We start from the raw sequence: 23,669 nt of genomic DNA, 5'->3' as shown, positions 1-23,669 counted from the left end.
TCAGCCGATCAGAGCCTTGAGCTGCTCGACCTGCGACACGCGACCCGCGGTGTCGGCAGCGATGGGGTGGATATTGAGCGTGGTGACACCGGCCGCGTCAAATGCCGCCAGCCGTTCCTTGACGTAGCTCTCGGTGCCGATCAGAGAGATCGCGCGCACCAACTCGTCGGGCACGGCAGCGGTGGCCTCGTCCTTCTTGCCCGCCAGGTACAGGTCCTGGATCTTCTCCGCCTCTTCCTCGTAGCCGTAGCGGACGGCGAGGTCGTTGTAGAAGTTCTTGCCCTTGGCGCCCATGCCGCCGATGTACAGCGAGAGCTGCGGCTTGATGAAGGGCAGATACTGATCGGCGTCGTCGCCGATCGCCACGACCGGGCTCGCGAAGACGTCGAGCTCACCGAGCGACGGATCGCGCTTCGCCTTGCCGGCGGCGAGGGACTCACCCCACACGGACTCGGCCTTCTCCGGGTGGAAGAAGATGGGCTCCCAGCCCTGCGCCAGTTCAGCGGTAAGCGCGACATTCTTCGGGCCGAGTGAGGCGATGACGATCGGAATCTCCGCGCGCACAGGGTGATTGATGAGCTTGAGCGGCTTGCCGAGCCCGGTGCCCTGATCGGCGGGCAGCGGGATCTGGTAGTACTTGCCCTCGAACTGCACCTTCTCGCGGCGCCACACCTGGCGGCAGATCTCGATGATCTCGCGGGTGCGGCCCAGCGGGGCGTCGTACTTCACGCCGTGGAATCCCTCGATGACCTGGGGGCCGGAGGCTCCGATGCCCATCACGAACCGGCCACCCGACACGTAGTCCAGGCCGGCCGCGGTCATGGCCAGCAGCGACGGGGTGCGGGTGTAGATCTGGAAGATGCCCGACGCCAGCTGGATCGTGGACGTCTTGGCTGCGAGGAAGCCGATCTGGCTGACTGCGTCGAACGAGTACGCCTCCGGAACGAAGACGATGTCCATTCCTGCATTCTCGAGTGCGCCGACCTCCTCGACCGTTTCGCTGAAGCCGCCCGAATAGTTCAGCTGCATCCCGATTCGCATGAGTCTCCCTGGGGTTAGAGGTGTGTGTTACTCGCCTGTGGAATCGGACGTTACCGTCCGGTCGGCGTCCACTGTGGTGAGGGCCGCTGTTCGGAGGGAACTGCCCACTCGACCCGTGCGTCCAAGAGAGGGAGCACAGCTGGAGGGGGTGGGCGATGAGTACGGACACAACACTGGACGCGCGGGCCGCAGGGGAGGCCGCATCGGAGCTCGAGCGCTCGTCCGACGAGGTGGCACGGTGTGCCGATCGCCTGGACGGCCGCGCATTCGGTCCGGATACGGCCGGTCGGAACTACCGATCGTCGGCGGCCGACCTCGCGACAGGCCTGGGGCACCTGTCGGGCGCACTGCGTGCGTGGTCGCAGGCGACGACGGAGACGTCGTCGTCGATCCGGTCGGCCGTCACAGCATCTGCGTCGGTGGACACCGCCACCGCCGGCGCGTTGCCCGGGGGCGTGAGATGACGGCGCCGACCTCGACCACGCGGACGGTGGAGGAATTGCTCGATGCGGGGGCCGTCGGACTGCGGTTCTTCGAGGTCTTCGTGCCACTCGCCGTGGCCGGCGGAGCTACCCTTCCCACCTCGTACCCGGCCTTGTGCGCGCGATACGACGAGCAACGGGGTCTCGATGCGGACCTGCTTCAATCCGACGCCGACCTGGTGCGCGCAGTGGCCGCGGACGCGCGCACGCAGTCCGGCCGTCATGCCGACGCGGCCGTCCAACTGGGGAACGCATGGCGGGGCAGTGGCTCCGACGCCGCGCTCGACCTGCTGGGTCGGCAGTCGACCAGGTCCGCAGCCGACGTCGACCTTCTCGACGCCGTGGCGTCGGCGATGGACACTGCGTCGGCGGGGCTGAGATCGGTGGTCGAGGACAAATCGATCACCACCGCGCATTTCTGGAGCCCGGAGGTCGGTGGGCGAGACGCGGCACTGGTCGCGGCGACCGTCGCGGGAGCCGGCGGTCACGTCGACGGTGCGACGGGCACCGTGGGACTGCTCTCGTCGCTGTTTCCCACACTGGAAGCCGAACTCCTCGGAGCGACGTCACCGGGCGAGATCCAGTCTCGCATCGTCGAGCCGGTTGCCGCGCAGTGCCGGGCGTGGCTGGACACCGTCTTCGTGCCCGCGGTGACGGAACGCATCGCCGCGTTCGACCAGATGTGTACGGCCACCGACACCGCCGTGACGGAGATCTACGCGGCCCTGACAGCTGCCCTGGGTGATGTGAACACCGAGCCCTACCCGACCGGCGCCGGAATCATCGGTCCGGTCGACTGTGGTTGCCCGACAAACACAGTCGACGAGCAAGAGCCGGCAGGGACCGGCCCTGCGGCTGCCGCGCCCCAGCCACCCGCCGCGCCCGTCGAAGCCGATCCTGTGCTCGGTGCCCCTGCAGCTACGGGATCTCCGGCTTCCGATCCGTTGGGCGATCTCGTGCGTGGCGTCGTCTCGGCGCTCGTATCCAGCGACGACTCGTCGGTAAGTTCATCGGCGCCGCCGACACTTCCGACGGCCATGGTCCCGCCGGGCTGTCCTGAGGACGGTCCGCCATCTGCACCGGCGACAGCAGCCGGTGAACTCGGACATCTGGAGGCCGAGTGGCAGGGACAGGGGATACGGGTGGCACTGACCGGTGACGGGGCCCTCGACATCCGCCTCCTCGACCCCGATGCGCCCGTTACTGAAGCACCCGGTTCCGACGCGCCCGCGACCGAAACGCTGGACACCGCACCCGATACCGACACACCCGAAGCCCCAGTCGACGCCCCGGCGGAGACAGGAGAGGGGCCGACCCCCGACACGGTGACACCGGAGCCGCCGATGAGCGCCGAACCGAGTACGGAACCACCCGCGGTCGCGGATGCCGGGACCGACTGTGCACCAACGGATCCGGAACCAGCATCGGCCGGGCCGCTTCCCGAGCCGCCGGCCGCCTCGGGTGGTGAGGCCGCGCTGGCCGACGAGCTGGCTCAGCCCGAGGCCGCCGAGGCGGGGCCGCTGTGAACGCGCGCAACAGTGCCGACATCATCGAGGCGATCGTCGCCGATCACCGCGTAGCGACGCGTCGAGTCCGCGAACGATTGGCGGAGGCCGACGAGCGGGCGCGTCGCCGCGCGGAGGTCGCAGCGATGCCGGACGGGCGACGCCCCGGCACCTTCCTCAGGTCGGCGAAGGAACCCGCTGCCGGCGACGACGCCCCGCGCGACGACCGGGTTCAGCGACCGGCGAGGTGGCTGAGCTGACGTAGCGCGCTGACCTTCTTGGGTGCATCCGCGGTGGGGGCATCGGGGTCGACGACCTCGGTGCCCTTGATCACGGCGTCCGGATCGGAGAAGTCCTCGTAGGTGTCGTCGCCCTCGAGTCGGTGAAGAAGGAACCCGGTGAGCAGAGCACGCACCGATTTCCGCGTCTTCGGCTGCGCATTGCCGACGCCGAGGAAGCTCAGGAGCTTGCGACCCTCGACGATGCCGTCGCCTTCGGACTTGTCGATGATGCGCAGCAAGGTCTGTCCGGCGAGGGCGTCGGCCAGCGCCACCGGCTCCGCGGTCAGCGAGTTCAGCTCGGAGGGGCTGCCGAGGACGAGCGCGGGGGCCGTCACGCGCCCGGCGATGTCCGGCGACAGTGCGCGCGGCGACGTCGGTGCGGGGTACAGCGCCCCCAGGGCGGCGATGTCGGAACGCCGAGACGCCGCGATGACGGCCGCGCCGGCACCCATGGAGTGTCCGACCAGTCCGAGCTTCGACGGGTTCACGCTGATGTCGCCGGTGCCGAGGCGGATTCCGGTGCACACGTCGAGCGAGACCAGCAGGTCCTGAGCCAGTGCGCTGTGCGACGGAACCGGTCCGCGCTGCGTGTCGGGCGCCACGACGACGATGCCCCACGATGCGAGGTGCCTGAGTGTCGACTCGTAATGCACCGAGCCGGTCATCCACCCGTGGCCGAATGCGACGGCGGGCAGGCCCGAGCCTTCACTCGGTGTGTAGATCACACCCGGGAGCCCGGCGAGTGCGAGATCACCGCGCAACACGCGATGAGGACCGGTCTTGGTGAGGTCGGCGACCAGCTTCTGCGTCTTCGGCACAGCACTGACCGTAGTCGACCGGCCGGGCGGCAGGGGCACGGTCCGTCCCGAAGTAGGCTGTCGTCCCATGTGCGGAATCGTCGGGTACGTCGGACATCGTCGAGCGCTGCCGGTGGTGGTGGAGGCGCTGCGCCGGATGGAGTACCGCGGATACGACTCCGCGGGCATCGCCGTTCTGGACGGCGCGGGTGGCATGACGGTTGAACGCAAGGCCGGAAAACTGGCCAATCTCGAGGCCGAACTGGACGATCTGGGCCGCGACACCTTCGTCGGAACCAGCGGTATCGGCCACACGCGGTGGGCCACCCACGGGCGTCCGACGGACCGCAACGCACACCCGCATCGCGACCGCGCGAACCGTGTCGCCGTGGTTCACAACGGCATCATCGAGAACTTCGGACCGCTGCGGGCCGAGCTCGAGAACGCCGGCGTCGAGTTCGAGTCGGACACCGACACCGAGGTCGCCGTCCATCTCGTCGCCGCCGCGTACGACGCCGGCCCCACCGCAGGCGACTTCGTGCAGAGCGCACTGTCGGTTCTGCAGCGACTCGAGGGCGCCTTCACGTTGGTGTTCACCCACGTCGATCACCCTGGAACCATTGTCGCCGCGCGTCGCTCCACACCGTTGGTCGTCGGTGTCGGTGACGGTGAGATGTTCGTCGGCTCCGACGTCGCAGCCTTCATCGAGCACACCCGGGACGCCGTCGAACTGGGACAGGACCAGGTGGTGGTCATCACCGCCGACGGCTACGACGTCATGAACTTCGACGGGACGCCGGCGCAGGGCCGCCCGTTCCGGATCGACTGGGACCTCGCCGCCGCCGAGAAGGGCGGTCACGACTACTTCATGCTCAAGGAGATCCAGGAGCAGCCGGCGGCCGTCGCGGACACGCTCCTCGGCCACTTCACCGACGGACGCATCGTGCTCGACGAGCAGCGGTTGTCGGATCAGGAACTGCGCGACGTCGACAAGGTGTTCGTCGTCGCGTGCGGCAGTGCGTACCACTCCGGACTCCTGGCCAAGTACGCCATCGAGCACTGGACGCGTCTGCCCGTCGAGGTCGAGCTGGCCAGCGAGTTCCGTTACCGCGATCCCGTCCTGGATCGCTCGACGCTGGTGGTCGCCATCTCGCAGTCCGGCGAAACCGCCGACACGTTGGAGGCGGTGCGGCACGCGAAGGAGCAGAAGGCCCGCGTTCTCGCGGTGTGCAACACCAACGGATCGCAGATCCCGCGTGAGGCCGACGCCGTTCTCTACACGCGTGCGGGACCGGAGATCGGTGTCGCGTCGACGAAGGCCTTCCTCGCGCAGGTGACCGCGAACTACCTGGTGGGTCTGGCTCTCGCTCAGGCGCGCGGAACCAAGTACCCCGACGAGGTCGCGCGCGAGTACGCCGATCTCGAGGCCATGCCCGCATTGGTGCAGAAGGTTCTCGAGACGGTCGAGCCGGTGCGCGCGCTCGCCCGCGAACTGGCGTCCTCGCCGACGGTGCTGTTCCTCGGACGCCACGTGGGATACCCGGTGGCGCTCGAAGGTGCGCTCAAGCTCAAGGAACTCGCGTACATGCACGCCGAGGGCTTCGCTGCGGGTGAGCTCAAGCACGGTCCGATCGCGCTGATCGAGGACGGTCTTCCGGTGATCATCGTGATGCCGTCTCCGAAGGGCCGCGCGGTGCTGCATTCGAAGATGCTCAGCAACATCCGCGAGATCCAGGCCCGCGGAGCCCGCACCGTCGTGATCGCCGAGGAGGGCGACGAGACAGTGCGTCCGTTCGCCGATCACCTCATCGAGATCCCGGCGGCGCCGTCACTGCTGCAGCCGTTGTTGTCGACGGTGCCGCTGCAGGTCTTCGCGGCGGAGGTGGCTCAGGCACGCGGTTACGACGTCGACAAGCCTCGCAACCTGGCGAAGTCCGTCACCGTCGAGTAGACGACTACTTGACGATGACGGTGCCCGTCATGTTCGGGTGCACCGAGCAGAAGTACGGATAGGTCCCGGGGTCGTCGAACGTCTGGCTGAACTGGCCCGACGAGATCATCGGGCTGTGCAGCAACCGCGACGCCGCATCGATGCCGACCACGTTGTGCGCGACGCCGGTGTCGTCGAAGAACCACGTGACCGTGTCGCCGGGAGAGATGGTGACGCTCGCGGGGGAGTAGGCCATCGCGGCGACGGTCACCACGTTCGGTCCGGTCGGTCGTTCGGCGGTGGGAGCGTCCTCGGTGCACGACGTGAGCGACAGTGCCAGTGCGGCAGTGACTCCGATCGTCGCCGCGAGTGTTGTCAGGCGAGCCATGAATCCCACGGTAGACCTGCGGGGAATCGCGGCCGGTCGGCGCTACCGTGGATCACATGCAGTACTTCCACACCGCCGACGAGGTCCGGGGCGCCGAAGCGCCGCTGATCGCCGCGCTGCCGCCGTACGCCGCCATGAGGAAGGCGGCCCATGGGCTGGCCGTGGTGGTCGCCCGCGAGCTGCGGTCACGCGAAGGCGGTGTCTCCGGACGTCGTGTGCTTCTTCTGATCGGGTCGGGTGACAACGGCGGCGACGCATTGTTCGCCGGCGCCGAGCTCCGCCGTCGAGGCGCGCAGGTGCAGGCTCTGCTCCTGGATCCCGATCGCGCTCATGCCGCCGGACTGGCTGCCTTCCGAGCCGTGGGGGGACGCGTCGTCACGCAGGTCGGAACACCCGATCTCGTCGTGGACGGAATCGTCGGCCTGTCGGCTCGGGGATCGCTGCGGCCGGAGGCCGCGCAAGTCGTCTCGCAGATCGACGCACCCGTGGTGGCCGCCGACCTCCCGTCCGGGGTCGACCCGGACACCGGCGCGGTCGACGGTCCTGCCGTACGTGCCGACGTCACGGTGGCGTTCGGTGCCTGGAAACCTGTGCACGTGCTGGCCGGCGCATGGTGCGGGCGGCTGCACCTCGTCGACCTCTGGTCGGCGGACACGGGATCGGGCATGGGTGAGTCGACTCTAGGATCCTTCGACGACGCCGAGGTGGGACGGCTGTGGCCGGTTCCCGGACCCACCGACGACAAGTACTCGCAGGGGGTCACCGGGATCCTGGCGGGAAGCGAGAAGTATCCGGGGGCCGGGGTGCTGTGCACCGGCGCTGCCGTGGCCGCGACGTCGGGCATGGTGCGGTACGTCGGAACCGGCGGCGCCGAGGTGTTGCACCACTATCCGGAAGTCGTGACTGCCCGCGACCTCGACGATGCCGGCCGGGTGCAGGCGTGGGTTGTCGGGCCCGGATTCGGCACCGACGAGGCCGCGGAGGGCAGGCTCCGGACCGTCCTGCAGTCGGACGTGCCCGTCCTGGTGGATGCGGACGGCCTGACGGTGCTCGCGCGTCGGCCGGATCTGCTGACTGGCCGAGAGGCGCCGACCGTGCTGACCCCTCACGCCGGGGAGTTCGAGAGGTTGACGGGCTCGGCGCCGGGTCCCGATCGTGTCGCATCCGTGCGCGACCTCGCGTCGCGCCGCGGGGTGACCGTCCTGTTGAAGGGGCGTGCCACGGTGATCGCCGATCCGGACGGCGCGGTCACGGTCGACGACGCCGGCTCCTCGTGGTCGTCGACGGCGGGCTCGGGGGATGTTCTGTCCGGCATGATCGGCGCCCTGCTCGCCGCCGGACTGCCGAGCCGCACAGCTGCAGCTCTGGGCGCCCGCGCACATTCGCGCGCGGCGCTGCTGGCGGCCACGGACGACGGTCGACGGGTGGGTGCACCGGTGTCCGCATCGCCGCTGCTGCGGGCACTCCGGGACGCCGTGGGGAGTCTGCGCGCGAGCGTGTGACGGACGGCAGTGCACGTCGCGACGCGTCGGCAATGGCAGAATGACGCCGATGAACAGCGCGCAGGAGGTAGCAGCCGGGTCGACTCGCGCAGCCGCTCCGGCGCGTCGACCCCAGGCCGAAGCGCTGATCGACCTGGACGCCATCGCGCACAACACCCGGATTCTCGTCGAGCATGCGGGCGACGCGGCCGTCATGGCCATCGTGAAGGCCGACGGGTACAACCACGGCGCCGTCCCGGTCGCGCGCGCGGCGCTGGCAGCGGGTGCGCGGGAGCTGGGTGTCGCCACCGTTCGCGAAGCCCTCGCGCTCCGCGCCGGCGGCCTCACGGCTCCCGTGCTGTGTTGGCTGCACGCACCCGGAACCGATTTCACCGCGGCGATCGAGGCGGACATCGGCATCGGCGTCTCGTCGCCCCGGCAGGTTCTCGAGGTTGCCGACGCCGCCCGCTCGGTGGGGAGAGCCGCCGTGGTGTCGCTCAAGGTCGACACCGGCATGAACCGCAACGGTGTGAGTGCGGACGAGCTGGACGCGACCGTCGCCGCTCTGGTCCGCGAAACGCGCGGCGGCGCAGTGGATGTCCACGGGATGTTCTCCCACCTGGTATCCGCGGATGTTCCGGGGGATCCCGTCAACGATCGACAGAAGCGCCGCTTCGACGCCGCCGTCGAGGTCATGACGCGCGCCGGTGTGGCGCCCCGACAGCGGCACATCGCCAACTCCGCGGCGGTGCTGACGCGCCCCGACATGGCCTACGACGCGGTGCGACCAGGAATCGCGATGTACGGGCTGTCGCCGACGCCTGATCTCGGTGACTTCGGACTCCGGCCCGCGATGACGTTGCGCGCCACCGTGATTCTGCTGAAGCAGGTCGCGGCGGGCGAGGGTGTGTCCTACGGCCACGAGTGGATCGCGCCGAGGGACACGACGGTGGCGCTGCTCCCCGTCGGATACGCGGACGGCATCACGCGTGCGCTGAAGAACCGCTACGAGGTGTCGATCAACGGACGTCGTCACCCCGCGGTGGGACGTGTCTGCATGGACCAGGTGATCGTCGATCTGGGGCCCGGTCGCCCCGACGTCGCCGAGGGTGACACCGCCTACTTCTTCGGTCCGGGCGATCACGGCGAGGCCACGGCGCAGGACTGGGCAGAGACCCTGGGCACCATCAACTACGAGGTGGTCACCGGGATCCGCGGCCGTGTCGAGCGGACAGTCGTCGGAGGCGTCGGATGATCACCGCGAAGATAGCCGGAATTGCCGGTGGCGCAGCAAGTATCGCGGCCGTGGCGGCGGTGGCGGGAATTGCCGCGGTTCGCCGACGGGTCGTCCCGGTGGCGGCGGATTCCGGTCGGCGGGAGGACTTCGAGGCGATGGACGCCGATCGCGGATGCGTGGTCGCGACCGGTGACGGTGTACCGCTCGCCGTCCGCGAAGTAGGGCCGGTGACGGCTCCCGTGACCGTCGTCTTCGTCCACGGATATTGCCTCCGGATGCAGTGCTGGCATTACCAGCGCCGCGAACTGGCCCGGCGGTGGGGCGACGATGTCCGGATGGTGTTCTACGACCAGCGCGGTCATGGCCGTTCCGGTGACGTCTCGCCCGACGAATGCGACATCGGCCGTCTCGGAGTGGATCTGGCCGATGTCATCCGGTCCGTCGTGCCGAACGGACCCCTGGTTCTGGTGGGGCACTCGATGGGCGGCATGGCCGTCCTCGCCGCGTGTCGACAGTTCCCGGAGTCCATCGCCGAGCGCGTCGTCGGGGTCGGCTTGATGTCGACGACCGCGGCAGGGCTCGCGCACAGCGGCCTCGGACGGAACCTGCAGAACCCTGCCGTCGACGCGTTCCGCACCATCGTGCGCACCGCGCCCGGTGCCGTGCAGGTCGGCCGGGGTGTGGTGCGGTCGATCATCGCGCCGGTGTTGCGGGCCGCGTCGTTCGGCACCGAGGTCAGCCCGGCGCTGGTCGCCTTCGCGGAGCAGATGACCCACGACACGTCGGTGGTGACGATGGTGAACTTCCTGAAGGCACTCGAACTGCACGACGAACTCGACGCCCTGCCGGCCATCGCGGATGTCGCTGCACTGGTGCTGTGCGGGGACGACGACTGGGTGATCCCGTACGACAAGTCGCTCGAGCTCGCCGACCTGCTGCCGCACGCGGAGATGGTGCGGGTACGGCGTGCCGGGCACCTGGTGCAGCTGGAATTCCCGGACGAGGTGAACGACGCTGTCGATCGGCTGGTGCAGCGGGCGACGGACGGGCAGATCCAGGCGCGGCCGACGAGGCGAACCGTTGGCTGACACCGTTCTCGAGACCGCGGAGGACACCGAGCGCCTCGGCGAGGCCCTCGCGCGGGAGCTCGTCGCCGGCGACGTCGTCGTTCTCGACGGCCCCCTCGGTGCCGGCAAGACCACCTTGACCAAGGGCCTCGCGCGTGGCCTGGGCGTCGTCGGACGCGTCAGTTCACCGACGTTCATGATCGCCCGTACCCACCGACCGGGTCACGACACGGGACCCGGACTGGTCCATGTCGACGCCTACCGGCTGGGGCTAGGAACGGGGGCGTCGGCCATGGACGAGCTGGACGCGCTCGACCTGGACACCGAGCTGACCGACTCCGTCGTGGTCGTGGAATGGGGCGAGGGCATCGCGGAGACCCTGACCGATCGCCACCTGCTGGTGCGGCTGCGCCGCGAACCCGAATCCGACGTCCGTACCGCCTCCTGGGAATGGGTCCGCGCACCGTCCGTCTGACGCGGAGTAATCTCGACATCCGTGCTGATACTTGCCGTCGACACCTCGACACCCGCCGTCACGGCCGGAGTCGTCCGACTCGACGACGCCGGCCCGCGTCCACTGGCCACTCGCATCACCGTGAACGCACGCGCGCACGCCGAGGTACTCACCCCGCAGATCCTCGAATGCCTGGCGGAAGCCGGGATCGGAGCGGACGACCTGGACGCGGTCGTCGTCGGCACCGGCCCCGGCCCGTTCACCGGCCTCCGCGTCGGAATGGCTACCGGTGCGGCGTTCGCCGACGCGCTGGGAATCCCGGTGCACGGTGTCGGCAGCCTCGACGCCATCGCCGCTGCAGTCCCCGGCGACAGGGAGGTGCTGGTCGTGACCGATGCGCGTCGTAAAGAGGTGTACTGGGCGCGCTTCCGCGGCGCCGATCGGATCGCCGGACCGTTCGTCAGCAGTCCGTCGGACATCGTGGTGGGGGAGTCGCAGGTGGTGGCCGGATCCGCCTCGCACGTCGACATCGTCGACCTCCCGGTGGAGCCCGTCGAGTCTCCGGCCCCGGAGGCGTTGGTGGCCGTCGCGGCCGCGGCCCTGCTCCGCGGTGACGTGCCCGCCGAGCCGACCCCGCAGTACCTCCGTCGTCCCGACGCGGTCGCGACCGCGGACCGAACTCCGGCCGGGACTCCGTGACCGTTGCGGTCGAGCCCATGCGGGCAGAGGACGCCGAGCGCTGCGCCGAGCTCGAGATCATCCTGTTTCCCGGTGACGGGCCGTGGCCCGCGTCGGCGTTCGTGGACGAGCTACGGGCGCCGCACGTGCGGTACTTCGTGGTGCGGGACGGGGACGGAACCGTTGCGGGATATGCCGGTATCGCCCTGCTGGGCAACGGTTCCGGTGCCGAATCGGAGGTTCACACGATCGGAGTGGATCCGGACCGTCAACGACGCGGAATCGGTGGGGCTCTGCTCGGCGCGATGCTGGCCGAAGCCGACCGGCACGGTGGCCCGGTGTTCCTCGAAGTCCGCACCGACAACGATCCGGCGATCGAGATGTACACGCGCGCAGGCTTCGCCGTGGTCGGCACGCGACGCCGGTACTACCAGCCCAGCGGCGCGGACGCCTACACGATGACACGACCCGCCGCGGCGGACGAAGTGAAAGGTGGACACCCGTGATCGTCATGGGCATCGAAAGTTCCTGCGACGAGACAGGTGTCGGCATCGTCCGCTACAGCGGAGACTCGTCGGGATCGGGGACGTGCGAGCTGCTTGCCGACGAGGTGGCGTCGAGCGTCGATCAGCACGCCCGCTTCGGCGGTGTAGTTCCCGAGATCGCGTCGCGCGCCCATCTCGAAGCGATGGTCCCGACCATGCGGCGTGCGTTGTACGCGGCCGGGATCCGTCGCCCCGATGCCGTGGCCGTCACCATCGGACCCGGGCTCGCCGGCGCACTGCTGGTCGGTGTCGCGGCGGCGAAAGCCTATGCGGCAGCATGGAACGTGCCGTTCTACGCGGTCAATCATCTCGGCGGGCACGTTGCCGTCGACACCCTCGAGCACGGCCCGATGCCGGAGTGCGTCGCCCTTCTCGTCTCCGGCGGACACACGCACCTTCTCGAGGTGTCGTCGCTGGCGGAACCCATCGTCGAACTGGGAAGCACGGTGGACGACGCGGCAGGCGAGGCCTTCGACAAGGTGGCCAGGTTGTTGGGGCTCGGCTACCCCGGCGGACCGGTGCTCGACACGCTCGCGCGCGAGGGCGATCCCGCGGCGGTCGCGTTCCCCCGAGGGATGACGGGTCCCCGTGATTCCCGATACGACTTCTCCTTCTCGGGGCTCAAGACAGCGGTAGCGCGTTACGTGGAGTCCGCGGAGCGCGCCGGCCGCCCGGTGGTGGTCGCCGACGTGGCGGCGTCCTTCCAGGAAGCTGTCGCGGACGTCCTGACGATGAAGGCGATCCGCGCACTGAAGGATCGGGACATCGACACGTTGGTTCTCGGCGGCGGGGCGACAGCCAACTCGCGGATCAGGTCGTTGGCCGAGGAACGCTGCGCCGCAGCCGGAGTGACGCTGCGCGTGCCGACTCCTCGACGCTGCACCGACAACGGAGTCATGATCGCGACACTGGGGGCGCACCTCGCCGCGGCGGGCGCGGAGCCGTCGCCGCTGACCGTGGCGACCGATCCGGGACTCCCGGTATCCGTCAGTCAGGTGCGCTGACGGTCCGTCAGGAGACGGGCACGGCTGGTTCCGACGTGACCGGCGGAGCCGGCGTCGTGATGCCGGGGACGGGCGCCGACGTGACCGGTGGGTCGGTCGGGGCGGTCGGCGCAGGGCCGACTCCCGGCAGGTCCGCCCACCACGGCGGCAGGTCCGGGAAATCCGGCAGCACGATGATCGGGAGATCCGGCGCGGGTCGCAGACTCGGGGTCGTCGGCGTCGCGGACTGGGACGTCGACGGTTGTGGCGTCGGCGTCCGGGGCGTCGTGGACTGTTCGGGAGCCACGGGATCCGGGGTCGTCACGGCTGTACGCTGCGGATATGCCGGGGTCGGGGTCACGGCGGGCGCGGTGTAGGTGTAGTCGTAGTCCGTGGTGGGCCACGGTGTGACGGCCTGCCGCTCGGGCTCCGGAGCAGGGTCGTCCCACCCTCCGGTCAGTTCCGGGGGCGCCGCCGAGGCGGTGTCCGGTCGTTCGGCCGACGTGTCTGCCGTATCCGTCGGAACGGTGGACGTGGCGACGGTCGTGACATCCGTGTCACTGGACGGGGTCAGGGCCTGGACGCCGTAGGCCAGCACCACCGCCATGGCCGCGCAGGCCGCGGCCAGGAGGCCGACGGTTCGCAGGCTAGACGACAGCGATGTCGGTGTCGACTGCATCGCGGGCGCGATGTCGTGGTCGAACGCTCGGGCGAGCAGTGCGGCACCCTTGGCCACCGCCGCGTCGGGTTCCGACGTTCCGACGTTCGCTACCTGCGCCGCGGAGGTGATGGCCTCGGTGACGGACGGAACGAAGGCGCCACCGCCGACGACAGCCACTGCATCGGGTCGATCCACGGCGCTGTCGACGACACGGGTCACGACGGCCCGCAGCGTGGCCAGCGGCTCGGCAAGGGCGTCGAGTAGCTCGGCGCGGGTCACGGTGAGTGTCTCGCCGTCCGGGAGATCGACCGTCACGGACTCGTGGAAGGACAACTGTTCCTTGGCCGTCCGCAGACGTGCAGCGACGAGGACGCGGTCGGTGGGCGACACGGACGGCAGCCGACCGGCGACGGCGTCCTGCAGACGGTCGTCGAACACGCGGCCCCCGACCTCGTCGGTCCGCTCGGAGGCCAGAACGGTGCCGTCGACCTGGTCGACGACGCTGATCGACGTTCCCGAGGCACCCACGTCGGCGATGAGCACGGTGCGGTACCTGGCCACCTCGCCGGTGTGTCGCAGCCAGCACAGCGCTGCGTCGGTGTCGGTGACCAGCGCGTCGGACGTGATCGCGAGGTCGCGGCGACGCGCTGCGGACAGGATGGATCGCGTGGTGCTCTCGGTGCGACGAGCGACCGCGGTGCGACCGTGACGGCTGGTCGACCTCGTGTCGTCGGCGCGGACGAGGTGCTCCGACGCCAGCTCGATCGACGTGGCGACCAGGTCGCCGGTGTCGGTGCGTGACCCCTCGGCGGTCACGGTGCGGTAGTCGAAGGACTCGGTACCGTCGGCCGCCGTGGTGAGGACGGCGCAGCAGACTACTTCCGAACCTGCCGATACTCCGATCGTGACAGTGCTGTCGGGCATGCGCCGAACCCCCTCTCCTCGTGCTCCGTGAACGTGCCGTTATGCGAATGTTACCGAACTTGGCCGGAAATAGTGCGCATCGCGTTCTGGTCCCCCTCGCCGAGAACGTGAACAACCCGTCGTCACCTGTGCGGGAACGCCAGGTGAACTTTCTCGGAAAGGGGTCCGGCACCGTGTCCTCGACCTCCGAGATCGGCATCACGACGTTCCCCGAGACCTACCCGGAGGTCGGTGTCGCCACCGTGCGTGGGCACGGTCGCCGCCTACGGGAAGTGGTGGAGGAGGCGCAACTCTCGATCGAACTTCTGGGCCGCGAGGTCGCGCCGATCGTCCGCGAGGCGATGGCCGAGGAACCGCGCCGCGAAACTGTGCACTCGTGAAGGTTGAGTGCTGGCACTCGCGTGTATAGAGTGCTAGTCGACACCGGATATCGATGGCCCGGCACCCGCGACGACGGGGCATCGGCGGCCGGGGTCACGAACTACCTGAACTACAGCAACAAGGCGTTCCGGGGACCAGCCTCGGACCGACAATCGTGAAAGTGGAGGGCTCATCGTGGCAGGCGTGAACATCAAGCCGCTCGAGGACAAGATCCTCGTCCAGGCCGTCGAGGCCGAGACGACGACCGCCTCCGGCCTGGTCATCCCCGATACAGCCAAGGAGAAGCCCCAGGAGGGCACCGTGGTTGCCGTGGGTGAAGGCCGCGTGACCGACAAGGGAAATCGCATCCCTGTCGACGTCAAAGAGGGTGACACCGTCATCTACAGCAAGTACGGCGGCACCGAGATCAAGTACGCCGGCGAGGAGTACCTGATCCTGTCCGCACGCGACGTGCTGGCAGTCATCTCCAAGTAAGCCCCACGCTCTCCGCCCCGGTGTCCGGTTCCCCAGGACCCGGGGCGGAATGCGTTACGTCGTACTCCTAGGAGCCTGAAAGCCACATGTCCAAGCAAATCGAATTCAACGAGGTCGCACGACGCAGCCTCGAACGAGGCGTCGACAAGCTCGCCGACGCTGTCAAGGTCACCCTGGGACCCCGCGGTCGCCACGTGGTGCTGGCGAAGGCGTTCGGTGGCCCGACGGTCACGAACGACGGCGTCTCCATCGCCCGTGAGATCGACCTCGAAGATCCCTTCGAGAACCTCGGCGCCCAGCTGGTGAAGAGCGTCGCCACCAAGACCAACGACGTGGCCGGTGACGGCACGACCACCGCGACCGTTCTCGCTCAGGCACTGGTCAAGCAGGGCTTGAAGAACGTCGCGGCCGGTGCCAACCCCATCGCACTCGGCGTCGGCATCACCAAGGCCGTCGAGCACGTCTCCGAGGCACTGCTCGCCGCTGCCGTTCCGGTCGAGGGCGAGAAGTCCATCGCGCAGGTCGCCACGGTGTCCTCGCGCGACGAGGTCATCGGCCAGATGGTCGGCGAAGCGCTCACCCGCGTCGGCACCGACGGTGTCGTCACGGTCGAGGAATCCAGCTCGCTGGTCTCCGAGCTCGTCATCACCGAGGGCGTCCAGTTCGACAAGGGCTACCTCTCGCCGTACTTCGTCACGGACGTCGACAGCCAGGAAGCCGTCCTCGACGACGCGCAGATCCTGCTCTACCGCGACAAGATCAGCTCGCTGCCGGACTTCCTTCCCCTGCTCGAGAAGATCGCCGAGTCCGGCAAGCCCGTCCTCATCATCGCCGAGGACATCGAGGGCGAAGCGCTCTCCACGCTGGTCGTCAACTCGATCCGCAAGACCGTCAAGGCCGTCGCCGTGAAGGCGCCGTTCTTCGGTGACCGCCGCAAGGCGTTCCTCGAGGACCTCGCCATCGTCACCGGCGCCACGGTCATCAACGCGGACATCGGACTCTCGCTCAAGGACGCAGGCCTCGATCTGCTCGGCAGCGCGCGACGCGTCGTCGTCAGCAAGGACGAGACCACCATCGTCGAGGGTGCCGGCACCGCCGACGCCATCGCCGATCGCGTCGGTCAGCTCCGCCGCGAGATCGAGGCGACGGACTCCGACTGGGACCGTGAGAAGCTCGAGGAGCGCCTCGCCAAGCTCGCCGGCGGAGTCGCGGTCATCAAGGTCGGTGCTGCTACCGAGACCGATCTCAAGGAGCGCAAGTTCCGTGTCGAGGATGCGGTCAACGCAGCCAAGGCAGCCGTCGAGGAAGGCATCGTCTCCGGCGGTGGCGCCGCACTCGTGCACGCCAGCCGTGGACTGAAGGATCACCTCGGACTGACGGGCGACGAGGCCATCGGTGTCGAGGCCGTACGCCTCGCACTCCGCGCGCCGATGTTCTGGATCGCCACCAACGCCGGCGTCGACGGTTCCGTCGTCGTGGGCAAGCTCGTCGAAGCCGACGACGACACCGGGTTCAATGCCGCGACGCTCACCTACGGCAACCTCGTCGCCGACGGTGTCATCGACCCGGTCAAGGTCACTCGCTCCGCCGTGGTCAACGCCGCGTCCGTGGCGAAGATGATCCTGACGACCGAGTCGACCGTCGTCGACAAGCCCGAAGAGGTCGACGCCGACGCACAGGGACACGGTCACAGCCACTGACCGCTGTACCCCCGGCCCCTGACGGCCGGTGAATCACACGACAGAGGCCCCACCGGAGATCGTCCGGTGGGGCCTCTGTCGGTGGTGTGGGTGGTCGGTCGCGCTGGGGAGAGATCAGGAGGCGAGTCGGCGGCGGTTGCGGCGGGCCAGAACTTCGCGTTCGGTCTCCGACATCCCGCCCCAGATTCCGTAGGGCTCGCTGACCGCGAGCGCGTGGCTGCGGCATTGTGCGAGCACGGGGCAGGCGCGGCACATCTCCTTGGCTTTCATTTCGCGTTGCGCGCGGGCTCGACCTCGTTCACCATCAGGATGGAAGAACATCGACGAGTCGACTCCACGGCACGTGCCGTGCATCTGCCAATCCCAGATATCGGCATTGGGTCCGGGGAGGTGATTGGGCTGGGGCATTGTGTACTCCTAGTACTCTCACGCGCGGTCGTGAATTTCCTTGGTGCCGTTCACGATCTGTCGCAACCGTAGAGCGAGCCCGGAATAGCCGTCAACAGCCTCGATTCGTGGTGTGATCCATAGTCCGAGCAGGGATTATTTAACTCGGGCGACATTTATCTCTGGTTTCGAGCCCGTGTGGCAGGTACGTAACACGGCCGTCACGACGCGGACAACGGCCGGTCACATGGCACCGGCAAATGTCGTGACAATCGCTGTGTAAATTCGCGGGAAACTGCCGGAGACTATTCTGTTTCGCGTGCCGACATCGAGTGCCCGATCGCCCGATCCGACGTCCGTCGCGGCATGGTCCGGCGCCGTCGAGGCAGGAGCTCGGGGGTGGTATTCGGCGGCGTTCACCGGTGCCCGCGCGCTGCGGTCGGACCCCGACCCGGTCGTCCGCTCACTGTCGGCGAGCCTGGAAGGTTCCCTTCTCCGTCAGTTGGGGCGTCACGACGCGGCGTCCGTGCGCGACGGACTCGCTCTGCGGGAGAGCGGCTTCGGCCGAGGTGCGCTGCATCCCCGCGCGGTCGACGCGGTCGTGGACGCGTTGGTCGGTCTCGCCGCCGATGCGATCGGTCCGCGCCGGACATCGCGTGCCGACGTGTTGTTGGCCCGCGCCGAGGACGTCCTGACCGAGCACCCCGGCCACTCCCGCGTGTGGTTGCGGGTGTGGTGGGTCCGGGCCGAGGTGGCCATGGCGCGCGGAGACGGGGCGTCCGCTCTGTCCGCGGCGGCGCGCGCTGTCGAGGCATCGCGCTCGTACTCGTCGGAACGTCACCGCATCAAGTCCCGCCTCGTCCTGTGCGCAGCGCGCCTCGTGGCCGGCGAACACGGCGCGGCGGCAGTCGACGCACGATCGGTGCGAGTCGATGCCGAGGCTCTGGGGTTGCTGCCGCTGGCGTGGGCGGCGTCGTCGATCTCGGAAGCACTGGGTGAAACCGGAGCGGCGACCGTACGCGGCGCCCTGGAGGTTGCGATCCGGTCACGCGGAGGCGTTTTCTCGTGACGAGACCGGACGGTTCGCTAGACCGCGGAGGGGGGACGACTATCCTTGAGGCGTTCCACACCGGGCTGTCGGGGACCGGGGGGGAAGCGCGCCCGTTTCGGGGTGCGCCCGACGTGAGGTGGAGAACACACTGACAATGATTGTCACGGGTGAGGGGCTGGACTCGGCCGTCGCGGCAGCAGCGCGCGGTGACCGAGGGGCTCTCTCCGTCGTTCTCGAGAGCATCCGGCCAGTCGTCGTCCGGTACTGCCGGGCGCGCGTCGGCGCTGGTGAGAGGGGTCAACTCTCGGCCGACGACGTCGCCCAGGAGGTCTGTCTCGCGGTCATGACAGCGCTCCCACGCTACGAGGACCAGGGCCGCCCCTTCATGGCGTTCGTCTACGGAATCGCCTCCCACAAAGTTGCCGACGCCCATCGCAGTACTTCGCGTAACAAATCCGAACCCATGGCCGATGTACCGGATGTCATGTCCATCGAGGACGGCCCCGAGCAACGGGCGCTGGATTCGGAGGCAGGACGCCGCATGAACGAACTGCTGTCGACGCTGTCGGACAAGCACCGCGAGATCCTGGTGCTCCGCCTGATCGTCGGATTGTCGGCAGAGGAAACGGCCGCCGCCGTGGGTAGTACCGCAGGCGCCGTTCGTGTGGCGCAGCACCGGGCAATAGCGAAGCTGAAGAACGAAGTACTGGGAGCAGGTGACAAGTATGGCTAGGGACTCGTGGCGCGACAGCGCACAGTTCGGCGGCTCCGCACGCGGAGGCTCCGGCCGCCCCGACGCCTTCGGCGCGGGTGGCGCCGACCCCTTCGCCGCAGACGACGCCGAGTCGTCCGGCCCTATCGACATCATGGCCGTGCGCCGCGACGACGCTCTCATCGACGCGATCGCCGGCGACGGCCCGATCGCGACGGCCGACGCCGACGAGTACCGGCTGGCCAGCCTGCTCGCCGAGTGGCGGTCCGACATCCTCGCCGAACCGTTGCCGGAACGGCCCGATCTCGATCAGGTCTCCGCCGCGATCGATCTCGCTCTTGCCGAGGACGCACTGCACCGTCAGCGCACGCGCAGCAAGATGCGTCACCTGCGCCCGCTCGTGGGTGCCGCCGCTGCGGTCGCATTCCTCGCAGGCGGAGTCACCGCGTTCTCCTACAGCGCGATGCCCGGAGATCCGCTCTGGAAGGTGAAGGAAGTCGTCTTCACCCAGCAGGCGGATTCGACTGTCGCGCAGGTCGACACGACGACGGCGCTCCACGATGTCGAGGAGGCGCTTGCCCGCGGCGACGCGGAGTCGGCGAAGACTCGTCTCGCCGAGGCCGCGCAGCGCACCGGTGGCATCCGCGACGAGGACGAGCGTGCGCAGCTGCAGGACTGGTGGACTCGTCTGTCCGCCGAGCTGTCCAAGCTGACCGCTCCCGCCTCGGTGCCGCCGCCGGCCGCTCCCACGACGACCGTTCCGCCGATGCCCACCATCCCGGAGGACATCGTTCCGCAGATTCCTACCGACACGAGCATCCCGCTTCCGCAGTTGCCGCTCCCGACCGAGATCCCGACGCTGCCCACGGATATCCAGTTGCCGTTCCCGCTGCCGACGGACCTGCCGTTCCTGCCGCAGCCGACCACCGACGTGACCATCCCACCGGAGATCCTCCGGGCGCCCGCGCCCGCTCCGGAGACCACGACACCGGTCACTCCCAGCACGGTCGTCACCCCCAACTGAGGCATCCGCACCACGAAGAACGCCCGCAGACAGTGTCTGCGGGCGTTCTTCGTGTCTGTGTGAGACGGGCGTCTAGGTGTCGTACCCGTCCCCGTGCAGCGCATCGTTCATCGACGCGTCGGCGTAGCCGCGGCAGTAGTCCCACGTGACGTAGGCGTCGGGAATGGGGTCGTAGGCAGGCTCGTGCGGTCGTACGGTGCCGTCCACGAGCAGCTGGAGCAGGTTCGCTCGCAGCATGTCCCAGTCGTGGTAGTGGTCCTGCTGGCAGTCCTCGCAGCACACGACGAGTCCACGGACTCCGCGGTGCGCCAGGAGCGCTTCGTAGACGGCGAGGTCGGCCAGATCCTCCTCGACGGCCAGACGTTCCTGCGGGTCGAGGGGCTGACCGGGCTCGATGGCGTCGAGGGCGGCCGAAGGGTCGGCGGGATCGCCGGCGAAGGGATCCGGCGGCAGACCTGGAGGCAGTTGATCGCGCACGACTCCACGGTACGCAGCAAGGGCGGGTCTGCGCCAGCGGTACGGTGCCCACCTGGTCGGTGTGTCGCTCGGTGCGGGAGAGTGTGTCGCGCGCGTACAGGACGACCCCCGGCGCCGGATACGATGTACCGCGAGCGCGTGAGGGATTCTATCCGGGTCCCCGGTACCACCGTGCGCACCGACAGACCAGCTCAGGAGGGCCCTTCCGTATGAGTACCCCAGACAGGCCCGTGACTACCGCCGCAGACGCGTCCGCACGTGTGCGGACGGGCGGCGACGATCCGAACAAGGTCGCCATGCTGGGCCTCACCTTCGACGACGTCCTGCTGATTCCCGCGGCGTCGGATCTGATCCCCAGCAAGGTCGACACGTCGAGCCAGCTCACGCGCGAGATCCGTCTGCGGGTCCCACTGGTGTCCAGCGCGATGGACACGGTCACCGAGGCCCGCATGGCCATCGCCATGGCGCGCGCGGGCGGTATGGGAGTGCTGCACCGCAACCTGTCCGCGACGGACCAGGCCGCGCAGGTCGAGGTGGTCAAGCGGTCCGAGGCCGGCATGGTCACCGATCCCGTGACGTGCAAGCCGACCGACACCCTCGCCGAGGTCGACGCGCTGTGCGCCAAGTTCCGCATCTCGGGTCTGCCCGTGACCGACGAGCGCGGTGAACTGGTCGGCATCATCACCAACCGCGACATGCGCTTCGAGGTCGATCAGAACCGCAGCGTCGTCGAGGTCATGACGAAGGCTCCGCTGGTCACCGCGCAGGAAGGTGTCACCGCCGACGCGGCGCTGGGACTGCTCCGTCGCCACAAGATCGAGAAACTGCCCATCGTCGACGGCCACGGTCGTCTGACCGGCTTGATCACGGTCAAGGACTTCGTCAAGACCGAGCAGCACCCGTTCGCGACCAAGGACCGGGACGGCCGGTTGCTGGTCGGTGCCGCGGTCGGCGTCGGCGACGATTCGTGGGCACGCGCGATGGCTCTGACCGACGCGGGATGCGACGTCCTCGTCGTCGACACCGCGCACGGTCACAACTCGCAGGTGCTCGAGATGGTCAGCAAGATCAAGGCCGAGGTGGGCGACCGCGTGCAGGTCGTCGGCGGCAACATCGCGACGCGATCCGGCGCCCGTGCGCTGGTCGAGGCCGGCGCGGACGCGGTCAAGGTCGGTGTCGGTCCCGGGTCGATCTGCACCACGCGCGTCGTCGCCGGTGTCGGCGCCCCGCAGATCACCGCGATCCTCGAAGCTGTCGCCGTCTGCAAGGCGGCGGGTGTGCCCGTCATCGCCGACGGCGGTCTCCAGTTCTCGGGCGACATCGCCAAGGCTCTCGCAGCCGGAGCATCGACGGCGATGCTGGGGTCTCTGCTCGCCGGTACGGCGGAGTCGCCCGGTGAGCTGATCCTGGTCGGTGGGAAGCAGTTCAAGAGCTACCGCGGCATGGGTTCGTTGGGCGCCATGCAGGGCCGCGGCGCGACCAAGTCCTTCTCGAAGGACCGTTACTTCCAGGACGACGTGCTCGCCGAGGACAAGCTGGTGCCCGAGGGCATCGAAGGGCGAGTTCCCTTCCGCGGACCGCTGTCGCAGGTCATCCACCAGCTCACCGGCGGTCTGCGCGCGGCGATGGGCTACACCGGATCCAACTCGGTCGAGGAGTTGCAGGAGGCGCAGTTCGTGCAGATCACGTCTGCCGGGCTGAAGGAAAGCCACCCGCACGACATCACGATGACCGTCGAGGCACCGAACTACACTGCCCGCTGACCCGACTCCGACCGGAGTCGACCGCCCCCCGGCACTGCGCCGGCGGGGCTTACAGAAAGGACGCGCGTGCGCGACCTGGTGGAAATTGGCATGGGCCGCACGGCTCGTCGGACCTACGAGCTCGAGGACGTGGACATCGTCCCCTCGCGTCGTACCCGGTCGTCGAAGGAGGTGTCCACCGCGTGGCAGCTCGACGCCTACCGGTTCGACATCCCGATCGTCGCGCACCCGACCGATGCTCTGGTCTCCCCGTCCTTCGCCATCGAGCTGGGCAAGCGCGGTGGTCTCGGCGTCATCAACGGTGAAGGCCTGTGGAGTCGGCACGCCGACGTCGACTCGGTGATCGACCAGCTGGTCGACATCGCCCAGTCGGACGTCGACGCGGACGCACCGGTGGAACTGCTGCAGAAGTTGCACGCCGCACCGCTGCAGCCTGATCTGCTGGCCGCCGCGGTCGCGCAGGTGCGGGACGCAGGAGTGACGGTCGCCGTGCGCGTCAGTCCGCAGAACGCTCGCTCGCTGACTCCCGCGCTGGTGGCGGCGGGAGTCGACCTGCTGGTCGTGCAGGGCACGATCATCTCCGCCGAGCACGTGGGTCATCCCAGCGAAGAACCGCTGAACATGAAGACGTTCATCTCCGAACTCGACATTCCCGTCGTCGCCGGCGGAGTCAGCGACCACCGCACGGCACTGCACCTGATGCGCACCGGCGCTGCGGGTGTCATCGTCGGGTACGGCTCCACCGAGGGCGCGACCACGACGGGCGAGGTTCTCGGTATCGGTGTGCCGATGGCGACGGCGATCGCCGACGCCGCGGCCGCGCGCCGCGACTATCTCGACGAGACCGGCGGCCGGTACGTCCACGTCCTGGCCGACGGCGGCATCACGACGTCGGGAAATCTGGCCAAGGCCATCGCGTGCGGCGCCGACGCCGCGGTGCTCGGTGCTCCGCTCGCCCTGGCCGCCGAGGCTCCCGGCCGCGGGTGGTACTGGCCGTCCGCTGCCGCGCACCCGTCCATGCCGCGCGGTGCCTTCCTTCCGGTGTCGTTCGGCGACCGTCCGTCGCTCGATCGCGTTCTCTCGGGCCCGTCGAACGATCCGTTCGGGTCGCTCGATCTGGTCGGTGGCCTGCGCCGTTCGATGGCGAAGTCCGGCTACTCGGACCTCAAGGAGTTCCAGAAGGTCGGCCTGAACATCAGGGGTTGAGCTCACGGACAGGGCTGTATCCGGTTCCTGTCACCGCGGT

25 protein-coding genes are annotated in these 23,669 nt (G+C 68.9%); 19 read left to right on the top strand and 6 right to left on the bottom strand.

What is annotated here, in order from left to right; translation table 11 throughout:
* The gene (locus AC0IX4_RS18090) at nt 1-1,041 is read right to left on the bottom strand and encodes an LLM class F420-dependent oxidoreductase (protein WP_056069462.1); all 1,041 of its coding nucleotides are present in this window, start codon (nt 1,039-1,041) and stop codon (nt 1-3) included.
* A 155-nt stretch (nt 1,042-1,196) separates the two neighbouring features.
* Here AC0IX4_RS18090 and AC0IX4_RS18085 point away from each other — a divergent pair, with 155 nt between their 5' ends.
* The 3 genes from AC0IX4_RS18085 to AC0IX4_RS18075 are packed head-to-tail and all read left to right on the top strand — an operon-like array spanning nt 1,197 to nt 3,288.
* Nucleotides 1,197-1,505: a hypothetical protein gene (locus AC0IX4_RS18085; protein WP_471830262.1), complete on the top strand. Its 309-nt coding sequence runs from the start codon at nt 1,197-1,199 to the stop codon at nt 1,503-1,505.
* Nucleotides 1,502-3,049 carry a hypothetical protein gene (locus AC0IX4_RS18080; protein WP_471830260.1) on the top strand — a complete coding sequence of 516 codons (1,548 nt, stop codon included), beginning with the start codon at nt 1,502-1,504 and terminating at the stop codon, nt 3,047-3,049. Before AC0IX4_RS18085 ends, AC0IX4_RS18080 begins: the two co-directional genes overlap by 4 nt.
* Nucleotides 3,046-3,288: a hypothetical protein gene (locus AC0IX4_RS18075; RefSeq protein WP_471830258.1), complete on the top strand. Its 243-nt coding sequence runs from the start codon at nt 3,046-3,048 to the stop codon at nt 3,286-3,288. The genes AC0IX4_RS18080 and AC0IX4_RS18075 overlap by 4 nt, the downstream gene beginning before the upstream one ends.
* Here AC0IX4_RS18075 and AC0IX4_RS18070 read toward each other — a convergent pair.
* Nucleotides 3,261-4,127: a dienelactone hydrolase family protein gene (locus AC0IX4_RS18070; RefSeq protein ID WP_471830256.1), complete on the bottom strand. Its 867-nt coding sequence runs from the start codon at nt 4,125-4,127 to the stop codon at nt 3,261-3,263. The genes AC0IX4_RS18075 and AC0IX4_RS18070 overlap by 28 nt on opposite strands.
* 67 nt (nt 4,128-4,194) lie before the next feature.
* Between AC0IX4_RS18070 and glmS the strand changes: the two genes are divergently transcribed.
* The gene (gene glmS, locus AC0IX4_RS18065; protein WP_042574661.1) at nt 4,195-6,057 is read left to right on the top strand and encodes a glutamine--fructose-6-phosphate transaminase (isomerizing); all 1,863 of its coding nucleotides are present in this window, start codon (nt 4,195-4,197) and stop codon (nt 6,055-6,057) included.
* Nucleotides 6,058-6,061: 4 nt separating this feature from the next.
* On the opposite strand, the gene AC0IX4_RS18060 is transcribed toward glmS, so the two are convergent.
* Entirely contained in the window at nt 6,062-6,424 is a 363-nt protein-coding gene (locus AC0IX4_RS18060) for a cupredoxin domain-containing protein (RefSeq protein ID WP_042574725.1), read from the bottom strand.
* Between the two features lie 56 nt (nt 6,425-6,480).
* On the opposite strand from AC0IX4_RS18060, the gene AC0IX4_RS18055 reads away from it, so the two are divergent.
* From AC0IX4_RS18055 to tsaD, 7 genes are read left to right on the top strand one after another with little or no spacing between them, the layout of a single operon-like run.
* On the top strand, nt 6,481-7,926 hold the full coding sequence (locus tag AC0IX4_RS18055) for an NAD(P)H-hydrate dehydratase (protein ID WP_471830254.1): 1,446 nt from the start codon (nt 6,481-6,483) through the stop codon (nt 7,924-7,926).
* 49 nt (nt 7,927-7,975) lie between these two features.
* A complete protein-coding gene (gene alr, locus AC0IX4_RS18050; protein ID WP_471830253.1) occupies nt 7,976-9,160 on the top strand; it encodes an alanine racemase in 1,185 nt (394 codons plus the stop codon).
* The gene (locus AC0IX4_RS18045) at nt 9,157-10,230 is read left to right on the top strand and encodes an alpha/beta fold hydrolase (RefSeq protein ID WP_056069448.1); all 1,074 of its coding nucleotides are present in this window, start codon (nt 9,157-9,159) and stop codon (nt 10,228-10,230) included. The genes alr and AC0IX4_RS18045 overlap by 4 nt, the downstream gene beginning before the upstream one ends.
* A complete protein-coding gene (tsaE, locus tag AC0IX4_RS18040) occupies nt 10,223-10,684 on the top strand; it encodes a tRNA (adenosine(37)-N6)-threonylcarbamoyltransferase complex ATPase subunit type 1 TsaE (RefSeq protein ID WP_471830252.1) in 462 nt (153 codons plus the stop codon). The genes AC0IX4_RS18045 and tsaE overlap by 8 nt, the downstream gene beginning before the upstream one ends.
* 21 nt (nt 10,685-10,705) lie before the next feature.
* A complete protein-coding gene (gene tsaB / locus AC0IX4_RS18035) occupies nt 10,706-11,362 on the top strand; it encodes a tRNA (adenosine(37)-N6)-threonylcarbamoyltransferase complex dimerization subunit type 1 TsaB (protein ID WP_042574658.1) in 657 nt (218 codons plus the stop codon).
* The gene (gene rimI / locus AC0IX4_RS18030) at nt 11,359-11,847 is read left to right on the top strand and encodes a ribosomal protein S18-alanine N-acetyltransferase (protein WP_042574657.1); all 489 of its coding nucleotides are present in this window, start codon (nt 11,359-11,361) and stop codon (nt 11,845-11,847) included. The genes tsaB and rimI overlap by 4 nt, the downstream gene beginning before the upstream one ends.
* Nucleotides 11,844-12,890, top strand: a complete 1,047-nt coding sequence (gene tsaD, locus AC0IX4_RS18025) for a tRNA (adenosine(37)-N6)-threonylcarbamoyltransferase complex transferase subunit TsaD (protein ID WP_471830251.1) — start codon at nt 11,844-11,846, stop codon at nt 12,888-12,890. Before rimI ends, tsaD begins: the two co-directional genes overlap by 4 nt.
* A 7-nt stretch (nt 12,891-12,897) precedes the next feature.
* Here the strand turns inward: tsaD and AC0IX4_RS18020 are convergent, their stop codons facing one another.
* Entirely contained in the window at nt 12,898-14,454 is a 1,557-nt protein-coding gene (locus tag AC0IX4_RS18020; protein ID WP_471830249.1) for a DUF7159 family protein, read from the bottom strand.
* A 47-nt stretch (nt 14,455-14,501) separates the two neighbouring features.
* On the opposite strand from AC0IX4_RS18020, the gene AC0IX4_RS18015 reads away from it, so the two are divergent.
* The 3 genes from AC0IX4_RS18015 to groL all read left to right on the top strand — a co-directional run bounded on the left by AC0IX4_RS18015 (nt 14,502) and on the right by groL (nt 17,009).
* Entirely contained in the window at nt 14,502-14,834 is a 333-nt protein-coding gene (locus AC0IX4_RS18015; protein WP_471830248.1) for a hypothetical protein, read from the top strand.
* Nucleotides 14,835-15,009: 175 nt separating this feature from the next.
* Nucleotides 15,010-15,309 (top strand): co-chaperone GroES, encoded by a 300-nt coding sequence (gene groES, locus AC0IX4_RS18010; RefSeq protein WP_027503792.1) that lies wholly within the window; start codon nt 15,010-15,012, stop codon nt 15,307-15,309.
* A gap of 86 nt (nt 15,310-15,395) precedes the next feature.
* Nucleotides 15,396-17,009 carry a chaperonin GroEL gene (groL, locus tag AC0IX4_RS18005; RefSeq protein ID WP_042574653.1) on the top strand — a complete coding sequence of 538 codons (1,614 nt, stop codon included), beginning with the start codon at nt 15,396-15,398 and terminating at the stop codon, nt 17,007-17,009.
* Nucleotides 17,010-17,123: 114 nt separating this feature from the next.
* On the opposite strand, the gene AC0IX4_RS18000 is transcribed toward groL, so the two are convergent.
* Nucleotides 17,124-17,417: a WhiB family transcriptional regulator gene (locus tag AC0IX4_RS18000; RefSeq protein ID WP_042574652.1), complete on the bottom strand. Its 294-nt coding sequence runs from the start codon at nt 17,415-17,417 to the stop codon at nt 17,124-17,126.
* A gap of 298 nt (nt 17,418-17,715) precedes the next feature.
* Here AC0IX4_RS18000 and AC0IX4_RS17995 point away from each other — a divergent pair, with 298 nt between their 5' ends.
* From AC0IX4_RS17995 to AC0IX4_RS17985, 3 genes are all read left to right on the top strand, one after another.
* The gene (locus AC0IX4_RS17995; RefSeq protein ID WP_471830246.1) at nt 17,716-18,465 is read left to right on the top strand and encodes a hypothetical protein; all 750 of its coding nucleotides are present in this window, start codon (nt 17,716-17,718) and stop codon (nt 18,463-18,465) included.
* Between the two features lie 136 nt (nt 18,466-18,601).
* Nucleotides 18,602-19,180, top strand: coding sequence for a sigma-70 family RNA polymerase sigma factor (locus AC0IX4_RS17990; protein ID WP_056069430.1), 579 nt, complete (start codon nt 18,602-18,604; stop codon nt 19,178-19,180).
* Nucleotides 19,173-20,183, top strand: a complete 1,011-nt coding sequence (locus tag AC0IX4_RS17985) for an anti-sigma-D factor RsdA (RefSeq protein ID WP_471830244.1) — start codon at nt 19,173-19,175, stop codon at nt 20,181-20,183. Before AC0IX4_RS17990 ends, AC0IX4_RS17985 begins: the two co-directional genes overlap by 8 nt.
* 72 nt (nt 20,184-20,255) lie before the next feature.
* On the opposite strand, the gene AC0IX4_RS17980 is transcribed toward AC0IX4_RS17985, so the two are convergent.
* Nucleotides 20,256-20,660 carry a DUF5319 domain-containing protein gene (locus AC0IX4_RS17980; protein WP_042573099.1) on the bottom strand — a complete coding sequence of 135 codons (405 nt, stop codon included), beginning with the start codon at nt 20,658-20,660 and terminating at the stop codon, nt 20,256-20,258.
* Nucleotides 20,661-20,869: 209 nt separating this feature from the next.
* On the opposite strand from AC0IX4_RS17980, the gene guaB reads away from it, so the two are divergent.
* Nucleotides 20,870-22,423: an IMP dehydrogenase gene (gene guaB, locus AC0IX4_RS17975; protein ID WP_269430088.1), complete on the top strand. Its 1,554-nt coding sequence runs from the start codon at nt 20,870-20,872 to the stop codon at nt 22,421-22,423.
* Between the two features lie 66 nt (nt 22,424-22,489).
* Nucleotides 22,490-23,629, top strand: a complete 1,140-nt coding sequence (locus AC0IX4_RS17970) for a GuaB3 family IMP dehydrogenase-related protein (RefSeq protein WP_042573100.1) — start codon at nt 22,490-22,492, stop codon at nt 23,627-23,629.
* Nucleotides 23,630-23,669: the final 40 nt, after the last annotated feature.

It is taken from the genome of Rhodococcus sp. AC861 (assembly GCF_979256035.1).
This window is presented reverse-complemented; position numbering and strand designations above follow the sequence as displayed.